The sequence below is a fragment of the Isoptericola sp. S6320L genome (assembly GCF_023015685.1).
In the GTDB taxonomy this organism is placed as follows: Bacteria; Actinomycetota; Actinomycetes; order Actinomycetales; family Cellulomonadaceae; genus Isoptericola; species Isoptericola halotolerans_A.
On the sequence record NZ_JALKAT010000025.1, the window covers coordinates 29,345 to 50,582 of the forward strand.

A 21,238-nucleotide genomic window follows, 5' to 3' on the forward strand; every position below is an offset into this window, starting at 1 on the left:
GCTCAGCCCTTCACGGCGCCGGCGGTCAGGCCGGAGGCGAGACGGCGCTGCACGAGGATGAAGAAGATCATCACGGGCAGCGTGATCAGCGTCGACGCCGCCATGATCGCTCCCCACTGGTTGGAGAACTGCCCGAAGAACGAGCGCAGGCCGATGGCCACGGTGTAGTTCTCCGTGGCCGCGCCGAGCAGCGTCATCGCGAACAGGAACTCGTTCCAGGCGGTGATGAAGCTGAAGATGCTCGTCGCGACGAGACCGGGTGCCACGAGCGGGAACAGGACGGAGCGGAACATCCGGCCCCAGGTCGCCCCGTCGAGGTAGGCGGCCTCCTCCAGCTCGACCGGGACCGCGGCGACGAAGCCGCGCAGCATCCAGATGCCGAACGGCAGGGCGAGCGCCACGTAGACCACCACGAGCCCGAGGAGCTGTTCGAGCAGCCCCAGGTCACGCACCTGCACGAACAGGGGGATCACGAGGGCCTCGAGCGGGACCATCTGCACGACCAGCACCATGAGCAGCACCTGGGTGCGGAACCGGAACCGGAACCGGGCGACCGCCACCGATGCCAGCAGCGCCAGCAGCGAGGACACGACGACGGTCACCAGGGCGACCACCACCGAGTTGCGCAGGAAGACGTCGAACCCGCCCTCGGTGAGCACGAACTCGAAGTGGTCGAGCGTCGGCTCGGCCGGGACGAACGACGAGCCCCGCCCCGCGCGCGCGTCGAACGCGCTGACCAGCATCCAGTACGCCGGGAACAGGGTGAAGAGCAGCAGCCCGGCGACAGCCAGGCCCTTGCCCACCCGCACGGCGGGCGTCGGGCGCCGTGTGCTCAGCAGGCTCACAGCTCGTCCTCCTTCAGGATGGTGCGGACGTAGACGACCGTGACGACGAGCAGCATCAGCGTCAGGAGCACGGCGATGGCCGAGCCGAACCCGTAGCGGTTCTGCCCGAAGGACTCGACGTAGGACCACACGCCCAGGTTGAGCACCTCACGGTTCGTCCCGGCGCCGCCGGGCATGAGGAAGACCTGGGCGAAGACCTTGAAGTCCCAGATCGTCGACAGGATGATCACGACGGCGAACACCTGGCGCAGCTGCGGGACGATGATCGAGAAGAACCGCCGCCATGCGCCGGCACCGTCGACCTCGGCCGCCTCGAGCAGCTCCTTGGGGACACCGAGGAGGCCGGCCAGCACCGTGACCGCCACGAACGGGAAGCCGTGGTGGACGATGTTGATCAGCACGATGGCGTAGAAGGACCAGCGGTCGGTGAACCAGTTCACCGCCTGGTCCTGCAGCCCGAGCGACTGCAGGACGTGGTTGAACACGCCGCGGTCGGCGTCGAAGATCCACACCCACACGTACGTGCCCGTCACGGCGGGCATCGCCCAGGCCGCCATGATCGCGCTGGAGACGATGGTGCGCCACACCGTGCCGAGCGACGCCAGGAGCACCGCGACGGCGGTGCCGAACGCGACGGTGCAGGAGACCGCGAGCACCGAGAAGCCCACGGTGTTCGGCAGCACCACCTGCCACAGCTGGGCCGAGGTCAGCACCTCGGTGTAGTTGTCCAGGCCGATCCACACCGTCTCGCCCGAGACGATCTGGGGCAGCCCGTAGTCCTGCAGGGAGAAGAGCAGGACCCGGATCAGCGGCCACAGCATGAGGACCGCCAGGACGACCAGCGCCGGCGCGAGCAGGAGCCAGGGCCGGGTGCGGGCGACGAGGGAGCGGCCGCGGACGCGGTCGGCGCCGGCAGGTGCGTTGCCGCGCCCTGCCGGCGCCGAGACGCGAGTGGTGCTCGTCATGCGTCAGCTGCCGCCGTTGAGCAGGCTGGTCATCTCCTCGGCAGCGGCGCTGCTCGCGGCGGCGACGTCGGCGTCGCCGGACAGGATCGACTGCATCATGGTCGAGGTGGTCCCCTTCGCCTGCACCGCTCCGAAGTGCGGCGAGACGGGCACGGACGCTCCGCCGTCGACGAACTGCTCCGCGAACGGGGCGACCAGCGGGTCGGTGCTGGCCAGCGTCTCGTCGAGCAAGGACTTCTGCCCCGGGAAGTAGCCCGCCTGCTCGCCCCACTTCGTCGCGAGCTCGCCCGTGGTCATCATCTCGATGAACGCGAACGCGAGGTCCTTGTTCTCGGCGGTCTCGAACATGCTCAGGTGGGAGCCGCCGAGCACCGACGGGGAGATCCCGCCGTCCTGGCCGGGGATCGGCACGGCGGCGAACTTGCCCTCCATGTCCGCGTTGGCCTCGACGATGGCGCCCGGGGTCCAGGACCCCATGATCGCCATGCCCACGTCACCCAGGGCGAAGGCGTCGAGGACGTCGGTCTCGCGCCAGGTCGTCGCCCCGGCGGACGACAGGCCCTGCTCGGCCAGGCCGGTCCAGAACGACAGCCCCTCCTGCGCCGCAGGGCTGTCGAGCTGCGACGTCCAGGTGTCGCCCTCGAGCGTGGCGACGTCTCCGCCGGCGCCCCAGACCCACGGGTAGACCGTGAACTCGGCGTCGCCGGGGACGGCGACGGCGATCTTGTCCGGGAACTCGGCCTTGATGGCCTGCGCGGCGGCCTCGAGCTCGTCCCAGGTGGTGGGCGGCTCGACGCCTGCCTGCTCGAAGATCTCCGTGTTGTAGACCAGCGAGCGCACGCCGGCGTACCACGGCATGCCGTAGAGCTCGCCGTCGTAGGTGCCCGCCTCGACGAGCCCCTCGACGAGGTCGCCGTCGAGGCCGGCCTCCGCGACGTGGTCACCGAGCGGTGCGAGCGCACCGGCGTCGGCGAACTCGGGCGTCCACGTGGTGCCGGTCTCGGCGACGTCCGGCGTCGTGCCGCCGGCGATCGACGTGACGAACCGGTCGTGCGCGTCCCCCCACTCGACGAACTCGACGTTGAGCTCGGCCCCCGTCTGCTCGGTGAACGCCGTGCCGACCTCCTCGAAGAAGGCGTCCGCGCTGGGGTTGGTGCCCTGCATGATCCACACGTCGAGGGTCTGTCCCTCGGCGTCGGTCGCGCCGCCGGTGCTACCTCCCCCGTCGTCGGAGCCGCAGGCCGAGACCGCCAGCGTGACCGCCGCCGTCGTGGCTACCGCCGTCGCCATCCTGAATGTGTGCCGCCGCATCGCTACCTCCGTCGCTCGCGGTGCAGGCCGGGCCGTGGAACCTCTGCGTCCCGACCCGAGACCTCGTTGTCCGTAGCGGCGCTGTTCGGGTAGATAACAAACGTGAAGAATAGTTTCCCCCACGCCGCTTGCCCTGAACCATAGTGTCCTCGACCGACGGACGAAAGTCCGCTCCCGACTTCGTGACCGGACGGTGACCTCAGGGGACCCGGTGGATCCACTCCCGCGTCGCGAACTTCGTGCGCACCAGCTCCTCCGCGCGCTCGAGCTCCTCGCGCCGCAGCTCCGAGTCGGTCGTCCGGTAACGGCTGCGGAAGTGCTTGTCGAACGCGTCGAGGATCGCCTCGCGTGCCAGGCCGGTCTGCGAGCGCAGCGGGTCCACCCGCTTGTTCGCGCTGCGGGTGCCCTTGTCCGACAGCTTCTCGCGGCCGATGCGCAGCACCTCGAGCATCTTGTCCTGGTCGATGTCGTAGGCCATCGTCATGTGGTGCAGCACCGCTCCCCCGGCGAGGCGCTTCTGCGCCGACCCGGCGAGCTTGCCCACCGGCGACGCGACGTCGTTCATGCCGGAGAAGTGTGCCTCCACCCCCACGTCCGCGAGCGCACCGAGCACCCAGTCGTCCAGGAACGCGTACGACTGCTCGAAGCTCAGTCCGTCCACGAGCGAGGCCGGCACGACCAGGGAGAACGTCACGCAGTTGCCGGCCTCCATGAACATCGCCCCGCCCCCGCTGATGCGCCGCACCACCGTGACGCCGTGCCGGTCCACACCGTCGTCGTCGATCTCGTTGCGGTAGGACTGGAAGGACCCGATGAACACCGCCCGCTCGTCCCACTCCCAGAAGCGCAGCGTCGGACCGCGGCGACCCTCCGCCAGCTCCTCGGTCAGCACCTGGTCCAGCGCCGCCAGGGTGCGCGGTGGCAGCGGCCCCGGACGCAGCACCTCGAACGTGTGGTCCTCCCAGGACGAGGCGCGGCCCAGGGCACGGCGCACGGCGACCGCCACGGACCACGGGTCGAACCCGACCAGCGCGACGGGGCCCGCCAGCGACCCGTCCGCCTCGGCGGCGCTCAGCCCCTGCTCGACGGCGACGGCCAGGTCACGGGGTGACGTCCCCTCGGGGAGGCCGGTCAGCGCCGCGTCGATGACGCCCAGCGCCTCGTCCGGCTCCAGGAAGAAGTCGCCGCTCAGCCGGACGTCGGTCAACCGGCCGTCCGCGACCTCGACGTCGACCGCCACGAGCTTGCCACCGGGGACCTTGTACTCTCCTCGCACGGGTCCACGGTAGCCCGCCGTCAGCATGGACGGGGCCATCGATGAGACGCTGTGCGCGTGACCTCGAGCGGTGCACCACCAGGACGACGCGGACCGGGAGCGACGACGGACGGTGACGTGCTCGTCCGGCTCCGGCAGGCACGCCCCACGCTGCCCCCGGCCGAGGCGCGCGTCGCCGACGTCGTCCTCACCGACGTCGCCGCCGCCGTCGGCGCCACGATCTCCGAGCTGGCGGCCCGGGCCGGAACCTCCCAGGCGACGGTCGTGCGCTTCTGCCGGACCGTCGGGTACACCGGCTACGCGGAGTTCCGCATCGACCTGGCGCAGGCGGCGAGCCGCCGGGCGGTCGAGCTGGAGCGCTCCGGCGTCGCCCAGGGAGAGATCAACCGGACCGACGGCGCCACCGACGTCGTGCGCAAGATCGCCTTCCACGAGGCGCGCGCCATCGAGGAGACCGCGCGCCTCCTGGACCTCGACGCGCTGGAGAGCGCTGTGGCCGCCGTCGCCCGGGCCGACCGCATCGACGTGTACGGCGTCGGGTCGTCGGGCCTGACCGCACAGGATCTCGCGCAGAAGCTGTCCCGGATCGGGCTCGTGTGCCTCGCCCCCGTGGACTCGCACCAGCAGCTGCAGTCGGCCGCGCTGCACGGCAGCGGCTCCGTCGCCGTCGCGGTGTCCCACACCGGGCGCACCGTGGAGCCGGTCCAGGCGCTGACCCTGGCCCGCGCACGCGGGGCGGCGACGGTCGCGATCACCAACTCCCCCGCCTCGCCGCTGGCCGAGACCGCGGACGTCGTGCTGACCACCGCCGCGCGCGAGACGCAGTTCCGCTCGGGCGCCCTGTCGAGCCGGATCGCCCAGCTCGCCGTGGTCGACTTCCTGTTCGTGCGCGTCGCGCAGCGCCGGTTCGAGGCGACGACGGCCGCCCTGGCGGTCACCTACGACGCCGTCCAGCAGCACCGCATGGACCCCGGCTCCCGCTGAACGTCAGCGAGGGTCGACGCCGGCGTGCACCAGGCCGTACACGTGCGCGTCGATCAGGGCCTCCCAGGCCGCCTCGATGATGTTCGGACCCACGCCGACCGTCGACCACGTGTGCTGGCCGTCCGTGGTCTCCACCAGGACGCGGGTCGTCGCGTCGGTCCCGTGCTCGGCATCGAGGATGCGCACCTTGAAGTCCACCAGGTCGAACTTCTCGATCTGGGGGTAGACCCTCGTCAGCGCGTGACGCAGCGCCTGGTCGAGCGCGTTGACGGGACCGTTGCCCTCACCGGTCACGACGATCCGCTCGCCGCCGGCGTGCAGCTTCACGGTGGCCTCGGCCAGCGCCTCGGCGTCGCGCCGGTCGGCGTTCGGCGTGCCGCCCGACCGGCCGCCCGAGGTCTCGACGATCGCGCGCCAGGACTCGATCCGGAAGTAGTGCGGCCGGTCCCCCGTGAGCTCCTCGCGCAGGATGAGCTCGAACGAGGCGTCGGCCGCGTCGAACGTGTACCCCTGCGCCTCGGCGTCCTTGACCCGCGTGGTGACCCGGGTGAGCAGCTCGCCCTGGCCCGCGAGGTCGAAGCCGAGCTCGCGGCCCTTGAGCTCGATCGACGCCCGCCCGGCCATGTCGGAGACGAGCATCCGCATGTCGTTGCCCACGGCCGTCGGGTCGATGTGCTGGTACAGGTCCGGGTCCACCTTGATCGCGCTGGCGTGCAGGCCCGCCTTGTGGGCGAACGCGCTCGCGCCGACGTAGGGCTGGCGCGCGTGGGGGGCGATGTTGGTGATCTCCGCGACGGCGTGCGCGATCCGGGTCGACTCGGCCAGGCCGTCGCCCGGCAGCGTCCGGATGCCGCTCTTCAGCGCGAGGTTCGCGACGACGGCCACCAGGTCGACGTTGCCGGTCCGTTCGCCGTACCCGTTCACGGTGCCCTGGACGTGCGCGCAGCCCGCGTCGACGGCAGCCAGCGTGTTCGCGATCGCGCACCCGGAGTCGTTGTGGGCGTGCATGCCGAGCAGCGGGTCGCCGGGCAGCGCGTCGCGGCCGTGGGCCATCCCGAGGGACTCGCGCAGCTCCGTGACCACGTCCCCCACCCAGGACGGGAGCATGCCGCCGTTCGTGTCGCACAGCGCCACGACCTCCGCGCCCGCCTCGAAGGCCGCGACGACGGCGGAACGCGTGTAGCCGGCGTCGTACCGGTAGCCGTCGAAGAAGTGCTCCGCGTCCACCACCACCCGGCGGCCCTCGCCGACCAGGAACTCCACGGTGTCGCGGATCATGGCGATGCCCTCGTCCGGCGTCGTGCGCAGCGCCCGCTCGACGTGGCGGACGTCCGACTTGGCGACCAACGTGACCACGGGCGCCTCGGAGTCGAGCAGCGCGCGCACCTGCGGGTCGTCCCAGGCCCGGGTACCGGCCTTGCGCGTCGAGCCGAACGCGGCGAGCACCGCGTGACGCAGCTCGATCTCCTTGGCGGCACGCCGGAAGAACTCCGTGTCCTTGGGGATGGCGCCGGGCCACCCGCCCTCGATGAAGCCGACCCCGAGCTCGTCGAGGAGCGGTGCGATCGCGAGCTTGTCCGCGACGGAGAGGTTCATCCCCTCCTGCTGCGCACCGTCGCGCAGGGTGGTGTCGTACACGTGGAACGGGGCGGTGGCCATCGGTGGCTCCCGTGGGATCGATAGGACAACGGCTCTGGACAACAAAAAAGACCCTCCGGGTACGGAAGGTCTGCGCGTCCGGTCAGGTGGACCGGACGCGCTAGCTAATGAGGCAGCGGCAGCGCGAGTGGCGCCGGGATGCACGAGTCATGGCTCACATAGTGCCACAGCACTTCTGCGAGGTCACCCGTGTGTCCAGCGGGTGGGCGAGGGCCAGGTGTGGTCGGCTAGGGGTCGTTGACCACACGAGGAGGACGACCGTGAGCGATCCCCAGCGGCCCTACGGCGCGGAAGACCCCACCCGGAGCATGGGTGGGGTGCCTTCCGACGAGCAGCCGCCCGGCGTCGTCCCCGTGCCGGGCCGGCCGAGCTGGTCGCCCGCCCAGCCGCTCCCGCCGCAGCGGCCGCAGCTCGACGTCGGCCGCTACTGGGCCGGCGCCGCCGCGACCGTCCTGGTGTGCGCGCTCCTCGGTCTGGCCGCGTCCGTCATCTTCGACGAGGTGTTCGACATCGGGCTCTACGCGCCGCCCGACGCGCTCGGTGCCGGCGACGACGCCTCGTGGGCTGGCGCCGGCGCCGTCTTCGCCCTGCTGGGCGCGGCGGTCCTGCACCTGCTCGTCGTCATCGCACCCCGGCCGCGCATGTTCTTCGGGTGGCTCGTGGGCCTGACGACCGTGATCCTCGCCGTGCTGCCGTTCACCGGGAACCCCGACCCGCTCGCCGGGGCCATGACGGCGCTGGTGTGGGTCATCCTCGGCCTGGCCGTGTCGTCCATGCTCGGGTCGGTGCTGGGGCGCACCCTGTCGGTGCCCGTCACGACCACCTGACGGACGTGCCGGCGGTGCCGGTGCCGAGGTGGGTGGCCAGCGACGCGGCCTCGGCCTCGATCGCCTCGCGGTGCTCCGCGGCAGCAGGACCGATCGCGGTCAACCGGATCTCGGCACCCTCGTCGGAACGCACCACGCTCCACGTCCCCGCGACCCGGCCGTCGGCCCAGAAGGTGGGCAGGATGTCGCCGTTGCGGCGGTACACCGCTGACGCCCCGGCGTCGTCGAGGAAGCGCCGCCGGTCCTTCAGCGCGACGAGCAGGTGCTCCCACCGCGGCAGGAAGCGCACGGGTACGGGGACGTCTGCCGGCACGACCTCTCCGTCGGGCAGGTCCAGCAGCTCCGCCCCGCCGGGACCGCCGAGCACACGAACGCCGATCTCGGTGAGCGCCGCCTTCAGCGGCGTGGCCCGGCGGATGCCGAGTCCGTGGCCGACGTCGGCACGGGTGGCGGGGCCGAACGCCCGCAGGTAGCCGACGACGGCGCGCACCCGGGCGGCGTCGACGTCGGGCCGCTCCGTGACCTCGCACCAGGTGGCGCCGTCGACGTAGGAAGCCGGGACGTCGGCCTCGCCGGTGCTGCTGGGCGGCACCCGGACCAGACCGCCGCCTGCCGAGGCGAGCCGCCACCACGGTCGGCTCACGCCGTCCGGTACCGCGGCGGTCACGTCGACGCCGGTATACCGCTCGGCGGCGAAGGCCTCGATCTGGTCCACGGTGCGGGCCGTAGCGCGGCAGAGCTCGCGCACCTCGGCGTTGAGCTCCACCAGGTCCACACCCGCTCGGCGGGCGCTGGCCCGCCACGTCGCCAGGCGCTCGGCCGCGCTGACGGCGTCGAGATCCGCCCAGCGCGCCGCGGGGACCACGTGCAGGGTCGAACGCATGACGGTCGCCCGGACGACCTCGCGGTCGGCGAGGGCGTCCCGGAGATCGGACGTCCGTCCCGTCCGCCGCGCCCAGAGGGCCGTGGCCGGCATGTCGGGATGCTGCGCCTGCAGCCCGCCGACCGCGCCGACCACCTCGGCGACCACGCCGTCCGCGCGCGCGAGGAGGAGCTGCCGGGCCAGCGTCGTCCGGCCGAGCTCGTCGAGCGTGACCTCCGTCGTCATCGTCGATGGGCCGCCGTGGGCACTCAGGCCAGGCGACGCATCCAGCCGTGGCGGTCCGCGGCGCGACCGTACTGGATGTCCGTGAGCTCGGTGCGGATCTGCATGGTCAGGTCGCCAGGCTCGCCGTCGCCGACGGTGTGGTCGAACGTGCCCCCGGCCAGGCGACCCACGGGCGTGATCACGGCCGCGGTGCCACAGGCGAAGACCTCCCGCACGCTGCCGTCGGCCAGCCCTGCCACCAGCTCGGCGAGCGGGATGCGGCGCTCGACGACGTCACGCCCCCGGTCGGAGGCGAGCTGCAGGATCGACGATCGCGTCACGCCCTCCAGGATGGAACCGGTGAGCTCCGGCGTGTGGACGCTGCCGTCGGCCATGACGACGAACACGTTCATCCCGCCGAGCTCCTCGAGGTAGGAGTTCGTCGTGGCGTCGAGGAAGCACACCTGGTCGCAGCCGTTCTCCTGCGCCTGCGTCTGCGGCAGCAGGCTCGCGGCATAGTTGCCGCCGCACTTGGCATCACCCGTGCCGCCGGGGCCGGACCGGTGGTAGTCCTCGGCGACCCAGATCGACACCGGCCGCACGCCGCCGGCGAAGTAGGGGCCGACGGGCGAGGCGATGCACAGGTACTCGACCTCGGCCGCGGGCCGCACCCCGAGGAACGCCTCGGAGGCGAACATGAAGGGACGCAGGTACAGGCTGGAGTCCTCGCCCGAGGGCACCCACGCGCGGTCCGTGCGGACGAGCGCGGCGATGGACCCGATGAAGTCGTCGACCGACAGCGCGGGCAGCGCCAGCCGGTGGGCCGAGCGGGCGAACCGCGCGGCGTTCGCGTCCGGCCGGAAGGTCCACACGGAGCCGTCCGCGTGCTTGTACGCCTTCATCCCCTCGAAGATCTCCTGCGCGTAGTGCAGGACGGCGGTGGCCGGGTCGAGCTGGAGGGGCCCGTACTTCTCGATCCGGCGGTCCAGCCAGCCGGTGTCCCGGCGCCAGGTGATGCGCGCCATGTGGTCCGTGAAGACCGTGCCGAAGCGCGGCTCGGCGAGCGCGGCCTCGCGTTCGGCGTCGGGCGTCGGGGCGTCGGACTGCTCGACGTCGAACAGTGCGACGAGGTCCTCGAGCTCGGCGGGGAGGATGGCGGAACTGTCGGTGCTGGTCATGTCTGCGGACCCTTTCACGTGCGGACCTGTGTAGTCTTCCACGGCTTCGCCACCGTGACCTACGCGAGCACCGGTCCGACCCGGGGAAGATGCACCCTGCGGCCCCTCCCCAGCACCGACCGGGCTCAGCCCGCTACTCGTGCGGCGAGGTCCCGGCCGACCTCCGCCGTCGTACGCACCGTGTCACCGCGGCCCGCGAGGTCCGCCGCCACGGCCGCCTCCACGCGCCGCGCCTCGTCGGCGAGCCCCAGGTGCTCGAGCAGCAGCGAGACCGACAGCACGGTGGCCGTCGGGTCCGCCTTGCCCTGGCCGGCGATGTCCGGAGCCGAGCCGTGCACGGGCTCGAACATCGACGGGGCGGTGCGGTCGGGGTTGATGTTGGCCGACGCGGCCAGGCCGATACCGCCCGTGATCGCAGCCGCCTGGTCCGTGAGGATGTCGCCGAAGAGGTTGTCCGTGACGATCACGTCGAACCGCGACGGGTTCGTCGTGAGGAAGATCGTGGCCGCGTCCACGTGCAGGTAGTCCGTGGTGACGTCCGGGAAGTCGGCGTTCACGGCCTCGACCGTGCGGCGCCACAGGTGCCCGGCGTGGACCAGCACGTTGTGCTTGTGCACGAGCGTCAGGTGCCGGCGGGGACGCGCCTGGGCGCGCGCGAACGCGTCGCGGACGACGCGCTCGACACCGAACGCGGTGTTGACCGACACCTCCGTGGCGATCTCGTGGGGCGTGCCCGTCCGCACCGATCCCCCGTTGCCGACGTACGGCCCCTCGGTGCCCTCGCGGACGACGACGAAGTCGACGTCGCCGGGCTGGGCCAGCGGGCTGGTGACGCCCTCGTAGAGCTTGCCGGGGCGCAGGTTCACGTAGTGGTCGAGCGCGAAGCGGAGCTTGAGGAGCAGACCGCGCTCGAGGACGCCGGACGGGACCGTCGGGTCGCCGATGGCGCCGAGCAGGATCGCGTCGTGCTCGCGGATGCGCTGCAGGTCGGTGTCGGTGAGGGTCTCGCCGGTGGCGTGCCAGCGACGCGCTCCGAGGTCGAACTCCGTGGTGGAGACCTTGATGTCGGACCCGGCGACGGCCGCGTCCAGGACGGCGAGCCCCTGCTCGACGACCTCGGTCCCGATACCGTCTCCTGCCACCACTGCCAGGTCGATGTTGCGCGTCATGGACCGAGCGTACGCCGCCTCAGGTCATGATGCGGACGCCCGTCTCGCGATACGGACGCCCCGGAGCGGGACTACTGCTCCCGGGCCGACAGCACGCAGAACTCGTTGCCGTCCGGGTCGGCGAGCACCGTCCACGACGCGCCGTCGGGCTGGCCCACGTCGATCACCGTGGCGCCCAGCCCGACCAGCCGCTCGATCTCGGCGTCCCGGTCGTCGCCCGTGTGCGGCGCGAAGTCCCAGTGCAACCGGTTCTTGCCGGACTTCTCGTGCTCGACCCGGACGAAGACCATCCCGGGCGGCACCCGGTGGAACTCGAGCTGCTCGGTGAGCTCACGCGCCCAGGGCGGCACGATGACCACCTCGTCGTCGGACTCGTAGGCATGATCCCAACCGAGAGCCTCGGCCCACCAGCCGGCCAGGCGCCGTGGGTCGGTCGACTCCACGACCGTCGAGTACCAGCGCAGCGACATCGTCGTCCCTCCCTGCGGCCCGCAGGCGCGGGCCTCACTCCGAGTACAGCACCGTGAATCGCTCGCACACCACCGGCATGGACGGGTCGAACTCGTGGGCGGTCCCGGCGAGGGTGCGCCGCCAGTAGCGCTCGTGCTGCTCGCGCCACGACTCGAGGGTGCGGTCGTCCTCGCCCTCGGCCCAGGCGTGCTCGGCGCTGACCTCGTCGAACGGCACCGTCTCGACCTCGGTCGTCCGGATCAGCGCCCGCGGGTCGCCCGCGCCGTCCAGCAGGATCGACAGGTCGCCCCGGCGGGGCATCTCCTCCGCCGACTCGTCGTACTCGACGACGAGGGACGCCGTCGCGGTCTTGGTCCCGGCGAGCACGAGCGCGAGCAGCTCGTCCGCGAGCTCGGGGTTGTCACCGAACGCCCACGCGGGCGGCGGCACCACGTTCTCCGACCGTTCCCCCACCGCGCCGCCGTGACTGGTGCGACCGGCGCTCGGGCGGGCCGTGTCCCAGAACCGCGTGATGTGCTCGGCCTGTGCGGTGTCCGCGAGGTGCGGCTGCGCGGGGTCCGGAGTTCCGCCCTGGGGCGTCGCGTCGCTCATGCGGCACATCCTGCCATCGCCGGCACGGCCGTGCCGCGGAACGCGCCGGGCGCAGAGCACGTGCGGCCGCCACCCCCGGGTCGGGGTGGCGGCCGCACGCGTCGTTCGCTGACGAAGGGTGGGTGTCAGCGAGCGGCGCTGCCCTCCTGGTAGTCGGAGTCAGCGGGCTTGATCCACGCGAACATCTTGCGCAGCTCGCGGCCGGTGGTCTCGATGGGGTGCGCCTCGCCCTTCGCGCGCAGCTCCTTGAACTCCTGGCCGCCGTTGTCCTGGTCGGCGATGAAGCGCTCGGCGAACGCACCCGACTGGATGTCCGCGAGCACCGCCTTCATGTTCTCCTTGACCTCCGGCGAGATGACCCGCGGGCCGGAGACGTAGTCGCCGTACTCCGCGGTGTCGGAGACGGACCAGCGCTGCTTGGCGATACCGCCCTCGACCATGAGGTCGACGATGAGCTTGAGCTCGTGCAGCACCTCGAAGTAGGCGACCTCCGGCTGGTAGCCGGCCTCGGTGAGCGTCTCGAAACCGTACTGCACCAGCTGCGAGGCACCGCCGCACAGCACGGCCTGCTCGCCGAACAGGTCGGTCTCGGTCTCCTCGGTGAAGGTGGTCTTGATGCCGCCGGCGCGCAGGCCGCCGATGCCGGCCGCGTAGGACAGCGCGAGGTCCCAGGCCGAGCCGGAGGCGTCCTGCTCGACCGCCACGATCACCGGCACGCCACGGCCGTCGACGTACTCGCGGCGCACGAGGTGTCCCGGGCCCTTGGGCGCGACCATGAGGACGTCGTGACCGGCCTCGGGCTTGATGTAACCGAAGCGGATGTTGAAGCCGTGGCCGAAGACGAGCGCGCTGCCCTCGGTCAGGTTCGGCGCGATCTCGTCGCGGTACAGGTCACGCTGGACCTGGTCCGGGGCCAGGATGACGACGACGTCGGCCTCCTTGACCGCGTCGGCGACGGGGAGGACCTTCAGGCCCTCGTTCTCCGCCTTCTGCTGCGACGACGAGCCGGCGCGCAGGCCGACCCGGACGTCGACGCCGGAGTCGCGCAGGTTGAGCGCGTGGGCGTGGCCCTGGCTGCCGTAGCCGATGACCGCGACCTTGCGCTGCTGGATGATGGACAGGTCGGCGGCGTCCTCGTAGAACATCTCGGCCACGGTGGTGCTCCTCTTTCTCGGGTGGTTCGCGTCGGGGTGGTGTCGGGTTGATGGTGCTGGAGATGATGCCGGGCGGCGGCAGGGCGTGCGAGCGTCTCAGGCGCTGCGCACCCGTTCCAGCGCCCGGTCGGTGATGGACCTGGACCCGCGCCCGACGGCGAGGGTCCCGGACTTGACGATCTCGCGGACGCCGTAGGGGGCGAGCGCGGCCAGCAGCGCGTCGAGCTTGGCGGCGGTGCCGGTCGCCTCGACGACGACCGTGTCCGGCACGACGTCGACCACGTGCGCACGGAAGAGCTCGACGACCTCGAGCACCCCGGAGCGCGTCGTGGCGTCCGCCTTGACCTTGACCAGCAGCAGCTCGCGCTGCACGGACACCTCGGAGTCGAGCTCGACGATCTTGATGACGTGCACCAGCTTGTTCAGCTGCTTGGTCACCTGCTCGAGGGGGTGCTCCTCCACGTCCACCACGACGGTGATCCGGGAGATCTCCTCGTGCTCGGTGGGGCCGACGGCCAGCGAGTGGATGTTGAAGGCACGGCGGGCGAAGAGACCGGCGACGCGCGTCAGGACGCCGGGCTTGTTCTCCACCAGGACGGACAGGGTATGGCGAGACATCGGCTCAGTCCTCTCGTTCCCAGGCGGGCGAGATGCCCCGCGCGTACTGGATGTCGTCGTTGCTCACCCCGGCGGCGACCATGGGCCACACCATCGCGTCGCGCGAGACGTTGAAGTCGACGACGACGGGGCGGTCGTCGATCTCGTTCGCCTTCTTGATGGCGTCGTCCACCTCGGACTCGTGCTCCACGCGGATGCCGACGCAGCCGTAGGCCTCGGCCAGCTTCACGAAGTCGGGGATCCGCACGGTGCCGTGCCCGGTGTGCAGGTCCGTGTTGGAGTACCGCTCGTTGTAGAACAGGGTCTGCCACTGGCGGACCATGCCGAGGGAGCTGTTGTTGATCAGCGCGACCTTGATCGGGATGTCGTTGATCGCACAGGTGGCCAGCTCCTGGTTGGTCATCTGGAAGCAGCCGTCGCCGTCGATCGCCCAGACGTCGCGGTCGGGCTCCCCGACCTTGGCGCCCATCGCCGCGGGGACGGAGTAGCCCATGGTGCCCAGGCCGCCGGAGTTGATCCACGTGTTCGGCCGCTCGTAGCGGATGAACTGCGCGGCCCACATCTGGTGCTGACCCACGCCGGCGACGTAGATCGCGTCGGGTCCGGCGATCTCACCCAGGCGCGAGATCACGTGCTGCGGGGCGAGGTGGCCGTCGGCCGTCGCCGAGAAGCCCAGGGGGTAGGTCTCGCGCCAGGTGTCGATCTGGTGCCACCACGCCTCGACGTCCGGCTTGCCGACCCGCTCCTGCTCCGCCCGCAGAGCGGGCACCAGCTCCTCGATGACCTCGCGCAGGTCGCCGACGATCGGCACGTCCACCGCTCGGTTCTTGCCGATCTCCGCCGGGTCGATGTCCGCGTGGACGATGGCGGCGTGCGGCGCGAAGCTCGACAGCTTGCCGGTGACGCGGTCGTCGAACCGCGCACCCAGGGCCACCACGAGGTCGGCCTTCTGCAGGGCCGCGACGGCGGGCACCGTGCCGTGCATACCCGGCATGCCCAGGTGCTGCGGGTGGGAGTCCGGCACGGAGCCGCGCGCCATGAGCGTGGTCACGACCGCGGCCCCGGAGGTGTCGACCAGGCGTCGCAGCGCCGCGGAGGCGCCGGAGCGGATGACGCCGCCGCCCACGTAGAGCACGGGGCGCCGGGCGGTGGCGAGCAGCTTCGCGGCCTCGCGGATCTGCTTGGCGTGCGGCTTGGTGACCGGGTGGTACCCCGGCAGCGCCAGCTCCTGCGGCCACGAGAAGGTGGTGCGCTCCTGCATCGCGGACTTGGCGATGTCGACCAGCACGGGCCCCGGGCGGCCGGTCGAGGCGATGTGGAACGCCTCGGCGATGGTGCGGGGGATCTCGTCCGGGTCCGTGACCAGGTAGGAGTGCTTGGTGACCGGCATCGTGATGCCCACGATGTCCGCCTCCTGGAAGGCGTCCGTGCCGATCGCCGGTGCGGCGACCTGCCCGGTGATCGCCACCATCGGGATGGAGTCCATGTTCGCGTCGGCGATCGGCGTGACGAGGTTCGTCGCGCCGGGTCCCGACGTCGCCATCGTGACGCCGACCTTGCCCGTGGCGTGCGCGTAGCCCGATGCCGCGTGGCCGCCGCCCTGCTCGTGACGCACGAGGATGTGGCGCAGCTTCGCGGAGTCCATCAGCGGGTCGTAGGCCGGCAGGATCGCACCGCCGGGGATACCGAAGACGTTCTCGACCCCGACGGCCTCGAGCGACCGGACGATCGACTGCGCGCCCGTGACCTGCTCGCCGACCACGTGGTCGACGCCGCGCGGTGCGGTGCGTGCAGCCACCTGGGCTGGTGTCGGGTTCGGCTGGCCCATGGGGTCTCTCCTGCCGCTCGATCGGGTGGATCCAAGGAATTTACGCAATGAAAAACCCCCCGGTCCCGGTGCCTGGGGACTGACGAGGGGTGAGCGCGCTGACGAAGCCTGTGCGGTGGCTCAGCCGGCGCGCTCAGGAAGTACTACAAGGAGAATCGTCTGCACGTGACGCACGTTACGCCGTCGGACGGTGGATGTCACGCCGTGGTCCGACCGTCCCGCATCGTGGACACGGCGTCGTCCGGGTCGTCGTCGAAGGCGGGCAGACCGTCGATGCTCGTCACGTTCTTGCGGCGGCGGTACTCCGCCTGCCCCTCCGGCCCCTTGCGGTCCATGAAGGCAGGCAGCAGGTCCCGCTCCCCCACGTGGTCGTACAGCGGGACGCCGTAGCCGCACGAGTCCGAGACCCGGTCGACGTCGACCACGATGACGGCACGCGCCCCGCGCCGCTCGGTGAAGTGCTCGGCGAGCGCGGCGAACTCGGCGTCGTACAGGCTCACCACCCGGCCCCGGCCGTGCAGGCGCACGATGTTCGGCGGGCCGGTGAAGGCGCAGAACATCAGCGTGACACGCCCGTTCTCGCGCAGGTGCGCGATGGTCTCCGCACCCGACGCCGTGATGTCCAGGTAGGCGACCGTGCGGTCGTCGAGCACCACGAAGGAGCCGTCCACGCCCTTGGGCGAGACGTTGACGTGACCGTCCCCGGACAGCGGCGCCGTGCCGACGAAGAAGACGCGCTGCGCCTCGACGAACGATCGCAGGCGGTCGTCGATCCGTTCGTGCACCGTTCCCATGCGGGCAGCATGCCACGTGCTCGCGGGCGAGGCGGGCGCTGCTCACCTGGCGGGCGCCGGGCTCACCGTTCGACGGGCCACGTGCACACGCACGCCTCGTTGCCCTCGGCATCGGCGAGGACCCACCAGTCCGGCGCGAACTCGTCGGTGACGAGCCGGCCGCCCGCGGCGACCGCGTCCGCGACGCGCTGGGCGGCGACGTCCGGACCGACGTACACGTCGAGGTGGACGCGGTTGCGCTGCTCGCGCGGCGCGTCCATCTGCTGGAACCACACCGTCGGCAGGTGCCCGGCAGGGTCGACGAGGGCCGGAGCGGGCTCCTCGGACCCGCTGCCGACGACCGGCTCGTAACCGAGCACGGCCCGCCAGAACGGTTGCACGGCCCGGCCGTCGAGCACGTCGATGCCGATGGTGAGCCCCGTCGGCGCCGCCGGGTCCGCCGGGACGTCGAGCTCCCGGGCCGCTCGCGAGACCTGCACCGCGAGCGCCACGTCCCGCTCGCTGAGCCCCCCGACGTCGTGCGACATGAGTCGCACCACCACGGTCCCGTAGCGCAGGTCGACGTCGGGGTGGTGGTTCGCGGCCTCGGCCAGCTCGCCGATCGCCTCGACGAGCTGCACCCCCGTGGTGAAGCTGCCCGTGCGGAAGACCGCGGACGCCCGTTCGTCGGCCGTCACGCGCCAGTCGCCCGTGCCCTCGGCCACCTGGAAGTCGGCAGCGCTGATCCGATCGTTCATGGTCACACCTCCACGCCCCACGCTAGGGCCGGGGTCCGACACCCGCCGCCCGGCCCGCGTCCTGCGGGGATCAGCCGAGCACGGCGCCGCGCGACGCCGACTGCACCAGCTTCGTGTACTTGGCCAGCACGCCCCGGGTGTAGCCGTGCGGCACCGGCGTCCAGCCTGCGGCGCGACGTGCCGCGAGCACGTCGTCGTCGACGACGACGTCGAGCGTCTTGGCCGCGACGTCGAGACGGATCCGGTCGCCGTCGCGCACGAACGCGATCGGGCCGCCGTCGACGGCCTCCGGGGCGATGTGCCCGACGCACAGACCGGTGGTCCCGCCCGAGAACCGGCCGTCGGTGATGAGCAGCACGTCCTTGCCGAGCCCGGCACCCTTGATGGCGCCGGTGATCGCGAGCATCTCGCGCATGCCCGGTCCACCCTTGGGGCCCTCGTAGCGGATGACGACGACGTCCCCGGCCTGGATCGTCCCGTCCTCGAGCGCGTCGAGCGCCCCACGCTCCCGCTCGAACACCCGTGCCGTGCCCTCGAAGACGTCGGAGTCGAAGCCCGCGCTCTTGACGACGGCGCCGTCCGGGGCGAGCGAGCCGTGCAGGATGGTGATGCCACCGGTCGGGTGGATCGGCTCGGCGAGCGCCCGCAGGATCTTGCCGTCCGGGTCCGGCGGGTCGATCTCGGCCAGGTTCTCGCGCACCGTGCGGCCGGTGACCGTCAGGCAGTCGCCGTGCAGCAGCCCGGCGTCGAGCAGCGCCTTCATGATGACCGGCACGCCGCCGATGCGGTCGACGTCGTTCATCACGTAGCGCCCGAACGGCTTGAGGTCGCCCAGGTGCGGCACCCGGCTCGCGACCCGGTCGAAGTCCTCGAGGGTCAGGTCGACCTCGGCCTCGTGGGCGATGGCCAGGAGGTGCAGCACGGCGTTGGTCGAGCCGCCGAACGCCATGACGACGGCGATCGCGTTCTCGAACGCCTCCTTCGTCATGATGTCGCGGGCGGTGATCCCGCGGCGCAGCATCTCCACCACCGCCTCGCCGGAGGCGTGGGCGAACGTGTCGCGGCGCCGGTCGGCCGACGGCGGGGCCGCGGACCCCGGCAGGGACATGCCCATGGCCTCCGCGGCAGACGCCATCGTGTTGGCGGTGTACATCCCGCCGCACGCGCCCTCGCCGGGGCAGATCGCCCGCTCGATGCGGTCCACGTCCTCACGGCTCATGAGACCGCGCGAGCACGCGCCGACCGCCTCGAAGGCGTCGATGATCGTGACGTCCTTCTCCGTGCCGTCCGACAGCTTCACCCAGCCCGGCATGATCGAGCCCGCGTAGAGGAAGACGCTGGCCAGGTCCAGCCGCGCTGCCGCCATGAGCATGCCGGGCAGCGACTTGTCGCAGCCGGCGAGCAGCACCGAGCCGTCGAGCCGCTCGGCCTGCATGACCGTCTCGACGGAGTCGGCGATGACGTCGCGGCTCACGAGCGAGAAGTGCATCCCCTCGTGACCCATCGAGATCCCGTCGGAGACGGAGATGGTGCCGAACTCCAGCGGGAACCCGCCGCCGGCGTGCACACCGTTCTTCACGGCGCCGGCGAGGCGGTCCAGCGAGAGGTTGCAGGGGGTGATCTCGTTCCACGAGCTCGCCACCCCGATCTGCGGCTTGGCGAAGTCGTCGTCCCCGAGCCCGACGGCGCGGAGCATGCCGCGCGCGGCGGTGGCCTCCAGTCCGTCGGTCACCTGGCGGGAGCGGGGCTTGATGTCAGGCGTGGTTCCGGCGTCAGCGCTCATGGGCCGAGCGTAGGGCCGGCGGGGGCGCGAGGCGAGAGGTCAGCGGCGGGTGACCAGCGAGACGTCCCGCACGGCGCCGCGGTCGGCGGACGTCGCCATCGCCGCGTACGCCTGCAGCGCGGGCGAGACGTACCGGTCGCGGTCCACGGGCTGCCACGGGTTCTCCGACGCCTCCATCTTGGCGCGCCGCTCGGCGAGCACCGCGTCCGGGACGTTGAGCCGGATGGCGCGCGAGTCGACGTCGATCTCGATCTCGTCGCCGTCCTCGACGAGACCGATGAGCCCACCGGCCGCCGCCTCCGGGGAGACGTGGCCGATCGAGATGCCGCTCGACCCGCCGGAGAACCGGCCGTCCGTGATGAGGGCGCAGACCTTGCCCAGCCCCCGGCCCTTGATGAACGAGGTGGGGTACAGCATCTCCTGCATCCCCGGACCGCCCGCGGGGCCCTCGTAGCGCACGACGACGACGTGGCCGGGCTCGACCTGCTTGGTGAGGATCTTGTCCACGGCGTCCTCCTGCGACTCGCACACGAGGGCCTTGCCGACGAAGTGGAAGACGTCCGGGTCCACGCCCGCCGTCTTGAACACGGCGCCGTCCTCGGCGAGGTTGCCGCGCAGCACCGCGAGGCCGCCCTCGACCGTGTAGGCGTGCTCGAGGTCGCGGATGCACCCCTCGGCCGCGTCGGTGTCGAGCGACTCCCACCGGTTCTGCGTGGAGAACGCCTGCGTGGTGCGCACGCCACCCGGCGCCGCGTGGAACAGCTCGAGCGCCGCGTCCGTCGCCTGGCCGGAGCGGATGTCCCAGTCGTCCAGCCAGGCCTCGAGCGTCGGGGTGTGCACGCTGGTCACGTCCGTCTCGAGCAGACCGGCCCGGCGGAGCTCACCCAGCAGCGCGGGGATGCCGCCCGCCCGGTGCACGTCCTCCATGTGGTAGTCCGGGTGGTTCGGGGCCACCTTGCTCAGGCACGGCACGCGGCGGCTGATGTCCTCGATGTCCGCGAGCGTGAAGTCGATCTCGCCCTCCTGCGCGGCGGCGAGCACGTGCAGCACCGTGTTGGTCGACCCGCCCATCGCGACGTCGAGCGCCATCGCGTTGTGGAACGCCGCCTTCGTGGCGATGCCGCGCGGCGCCGCGGAGTCGTCCTCGTCGTCGTAGTACCGCTTGGCCAGGTCCACGATCGTGCGCCCCGCCTCGAGGAACAGCTCCTTGCGCGCCGCGTGCGTGGCCAGCGTCGAGCCGTTGCCCGGCAGCGACAGCCCGAGCGCCTCGGTGAGGCAGTTCATGGAGTTGGCGGTGAACATGCCGGAGCAGGACCCGCAGGTGGGGCAGGCCGCCTCCTCGACCTTCGCCAGCGCCTCGTCCGAGACGTTCTCGTCCGCCGAGTAGTTGATCGCGTTGATGAGGTTGAGGCTGGTCTTCGCGACGCCGTCGGCGACGATCGCCTTGCCGGCCTCCATCGGCCCGCCCGAGACGAAGATGACCGGGATGTTGAGCCGCAGCGCCGCGTTGAGCATGCCCGGGGTGATCTTGTCGCAGTTCGAGATGCACACCAGGGCGTCCGCGCAGTGCGCGTTGACCATGTACTCCACCGAGTCGGCGATCAGGTCCCGGCTCGGCAGCGAGTAGAGCATGCCGCCGTGGCCCATCGCGATGCCGTCGTCGACGGCGATGGTGTTGAACTCCTTGGCGACCCCGCCGGCCTCCTGGATCGCGCCGGCGACCAGGTCACCCATGTCCTTGAGGTGGACGTGGCCCGGCACGAACTGGGTGTACGAGTTCGCGATGGCGACGATCGGCTTGCCGAAGTCCTCGGACCCCATGCCGGTGGCGCGCCACAGGGCGCGGGCACCCGACATGTTGCGGCCGTGGGTGGACGTGCGGGAGCGCAGGGGGCGGCTCATGTCACTGCTCCTTCGTACCGGTGCGGTCGCGTGCCGCGGGCGGCACGCTCGCGCAGCGT

General features: G+C 71.7%; 19 protein-coding genes. 2 read left to right on the forward strand and 17 right to left on the reverse strand.

Going from position 1 to position 21,238, the window contains the following annotated elements; genetic code table 11:
• Positions 1-2: 2 nt before the first annotated feature.
• From MWU57_RS13195 to MWU57_RS13210, 4 genes are all read right to left on the reverse strand, one after another.
• A complete protein-coding gene (locus MWU57_RS13195; protein ID WP_374108556.1) occupies positions 3-845 on the reverse strand; it encodes a carbohydrate ABC transporter permease in 843 nt (280 codons plus the stop codon).
• A complete protein-coding gene (locus tag MWU57_RS13200; protein WP_246909650.1) occupies positions 842-1,810 on the reverse strand; it encodes a carbohydrate ABC transporter permease in 969 nt (322 codons plus the stop codon). The genes MWU57_RS13195 and MWU57_RS13200 overlap by 4 nt, the downstream gene beginning before the upstream one ends.
• Before the next feature lie 3 nt (positions 1,811-1,813).
• Positions 1,814-3,100 carry a sugar ABC transporter substrate-binding protein gene (locus MWU57_RS13205; protein WP_246909651.1) on the reverse strand — a complete coding sequence of 429 codons (1,287 nt, stop codon included), beginning with the start codon at positions 3,098-3,100 and terminating at the stop codon, positions 1,814-1,816.
• Between the two features lie 220 nt (positions 3,101-3,320).
• Complete coding sequence (locus MWU57_RS13210) at positions 3,321-4,397, reverse strand: biotin/lipoate A/B protein ligase family protein (protein ID WP_246909673.1); 1,077 nt, start codon at positions 4,395-4,397, stop codon at positions 3,321-3,323.
• A gap of 57 nt (positions 4,398-4,454) precedes the next feature.
• Between MWU57_RS13210 and MWU57_RS18455 the strand changes: the two genes are divergently transcribed.
• On the forward strand, positions 4,455-5,381 hold the full coding sequence (locus tag MWU57_RS18455; protein ID WP_246909652.1) for a MurR/RpiR family transcriptional regulator: 927 nt from the start codon (positions 4,455-4,457) through the stop codon (positions 5,379-5,381).
• Positions 5,382-5,384: 3 nt separating this feature from the next.
• Here MWU57_RS18455 and cimA read toward each other — a convergent pair whose 3' ends face one another.
• The gene (gene cimA, locus MWU57_RS13220; protein ID WP_246909654.1) at positions 5,385-7,040 is read right to left on the reverse strand and encodes a citramalate synthase; all 1,656 of its coding nucleotides are present in this window, start codon (positions 7,038-7,040) and stop codon (positions 5,385-5,387) included.
• 260 nt (positions 7,041-7,300) lie between these two features.
• On the opposite strand from cimA, the gene MWU57_RS13225 reads away from it, so the two are divergent.
• A complete protein-coding gene (locus MWU57_RS13225; RefSeq protein WP_246909655.1) occupies positions 7,301-7,867 on the forward strand; it encodes a hypothetical protein in 567 nt (188 codons plus the stop codon).
• Here the strand turns inward: MWU57_RS13225 and MWU57_RS13230 are convergent.
• From MWU57_RS13230 to ilvD (MWU57_RS13285), 12 genes are all read right to left on the reverse strand, one after another.
• A complete protein-coding gene (locus tag MWU57_RS13230; RefSeq protein WP_246909656.1) occupies positions 7,854-8,975 on the reverse strand; it encodes a winged helix DNA-binding domain-containing protein in 1,122 nt (373 codons plus the stop codon). The genes MWU57_RS13225 and MWU57_RS13230 overlap by 14 nt on opposite strands.
• A gap of 23 nt (positions 8,976-8,998) precedes the next feature.
• Positions 8,999-10,132, reverse strand: a complete 1,134-nt coding sequence (locus MWU57_RS13235; protein WP_106268672.1) for a branched-chain amino acid aminotransferase — start codon at positions 10,130-10,132, stop codon at positions 8,999-9,001.
• A gap of 125 nt (positions 10,133-10,257) precedes the next feature.
• Positions 10,258-11,301: a 3-isopropylmalate dehydrogenase gene (locus MWU57_RS13240; protein WP_246909657.1), complete on the reverse strand. Its 1,044-nt coding sequence runs from the start codon at positions 11,299-11,301 to the stop codon at positions 10,258-10,260.
• 71 nt (positions 11,302-11,372) lie between these two features.
• Positions 11,373-11,771 carry a VOC family protein gene (locus MWU57_RS13245; protein WP_246909658.1) on the reverse strand — a complete coding sequence of 133 codons (399 nt, stop codon included), beginning with the start codon at positions 11,769-11,771 and terminating at the stop codon, positions 11,373-11,375.
• 34 nt (positions 11,772-11,805) lie between these two features.
• A complete protein-coding gene (locus MWU57_RS13250; protein ID WP_246909659.1) occupies positions 11,806-12,363 on the reverse strand; it encodes an ASCH domain-containing protein in 558 nt (185 codons plus the stop codon).
• A gap of 125 nt (positions 12,364-12,488) precedes the next feature.
• Positions 12,489-13,517, reverse strand: a complete 1,029-nt coding sequence (ilvC, locus tag MWU57_RS13255; protein ID WP_106268679.1) for a ketol-acid reductoisomerase — start codon at positions 13,515-13,517, stop codon at positions 12,489-12,491.
• 96 nt (positions 13,518-13,613) lie between these two features.
• Positions 13,614-14,135 carry an acetolactate synthase small subunit gene (gene ilvN / locus MWU57_RS13260; RefSeq protein WP_246909660.1) on the reverse strand — a complete coding sequence of 174 codons (522 nt, stop codon included), beginning with the start codon at positions 14,133-14,135 and terminating at the stop codon, positions 13,614-13,616.
• Positions 14,136-14,139: 4 nt separating this feature from the next.
• Positions 14,140-15,963 carry an acetolactate synthase large subunit gene (locus tag MWU57_RS13265; protein ID WP_246909661.1) on the reverse strand — a complete coding sequence of 608 codons (1,824 nt, stop codon included), beginning with the start codon at positions 15,961-15,963 and terminating at the stop codon, positions 14,140-14,142.
• Between the two features lie 197 nt (positions 15,964-16,160).
• Complete coding sequence (locus MWU57_RS13270; protein WP_246909662.1) at positions 16,161-16,757, reverse strand: pyridoxamine 5'-phosphate oxidase family protein; 597 nt, start codon at positions 16,755-16,757, stop codon at positions 16,161-16,163.
• A gap of 62 nt (positions 16,758-16,819) precedes the next feature.
• Positions 16,820-17,494: a VOC family protein gene (locus tag MWU57_RS13275; protein ID WP_246909663.1), complete on the reverse strand. Its 675-nt coding sequence runs from the start codon at positions 17,492-17,494 to the stop codon at positions 16,820-16,822.
• A 70-nt stretch (positions 17,495-17,564) separates the two neighbouring features.
• Positions 17,565-19,277 (reverse strand): dihydroxy-acid dehydratase, encoded by a 1,713-nt coding sequence (gene ilvD, locus MWU57_RS13280; protein ID WP_106268688.1) that lies wholly within the window; start codon positions 19,275-19,277, stop codon positions 17,565-17,567.
• Between the two features lie 39 nt (positions 19,278-19,316).
• Positions 19,317-21,179: a dihydroxy-acid dehydratase gene (ilvD, locus tag MWU57_RS13285; RefSeq protein WP_246909664.1), complete on the reverse strand. Its 1,863-nt coding sequence runs from the start codon at positions 21,177-21,179 to the stop codon at positions 19,317-19,319.
• Positions 21,180-21,238 lie beyond the last annotated feature (59 nt).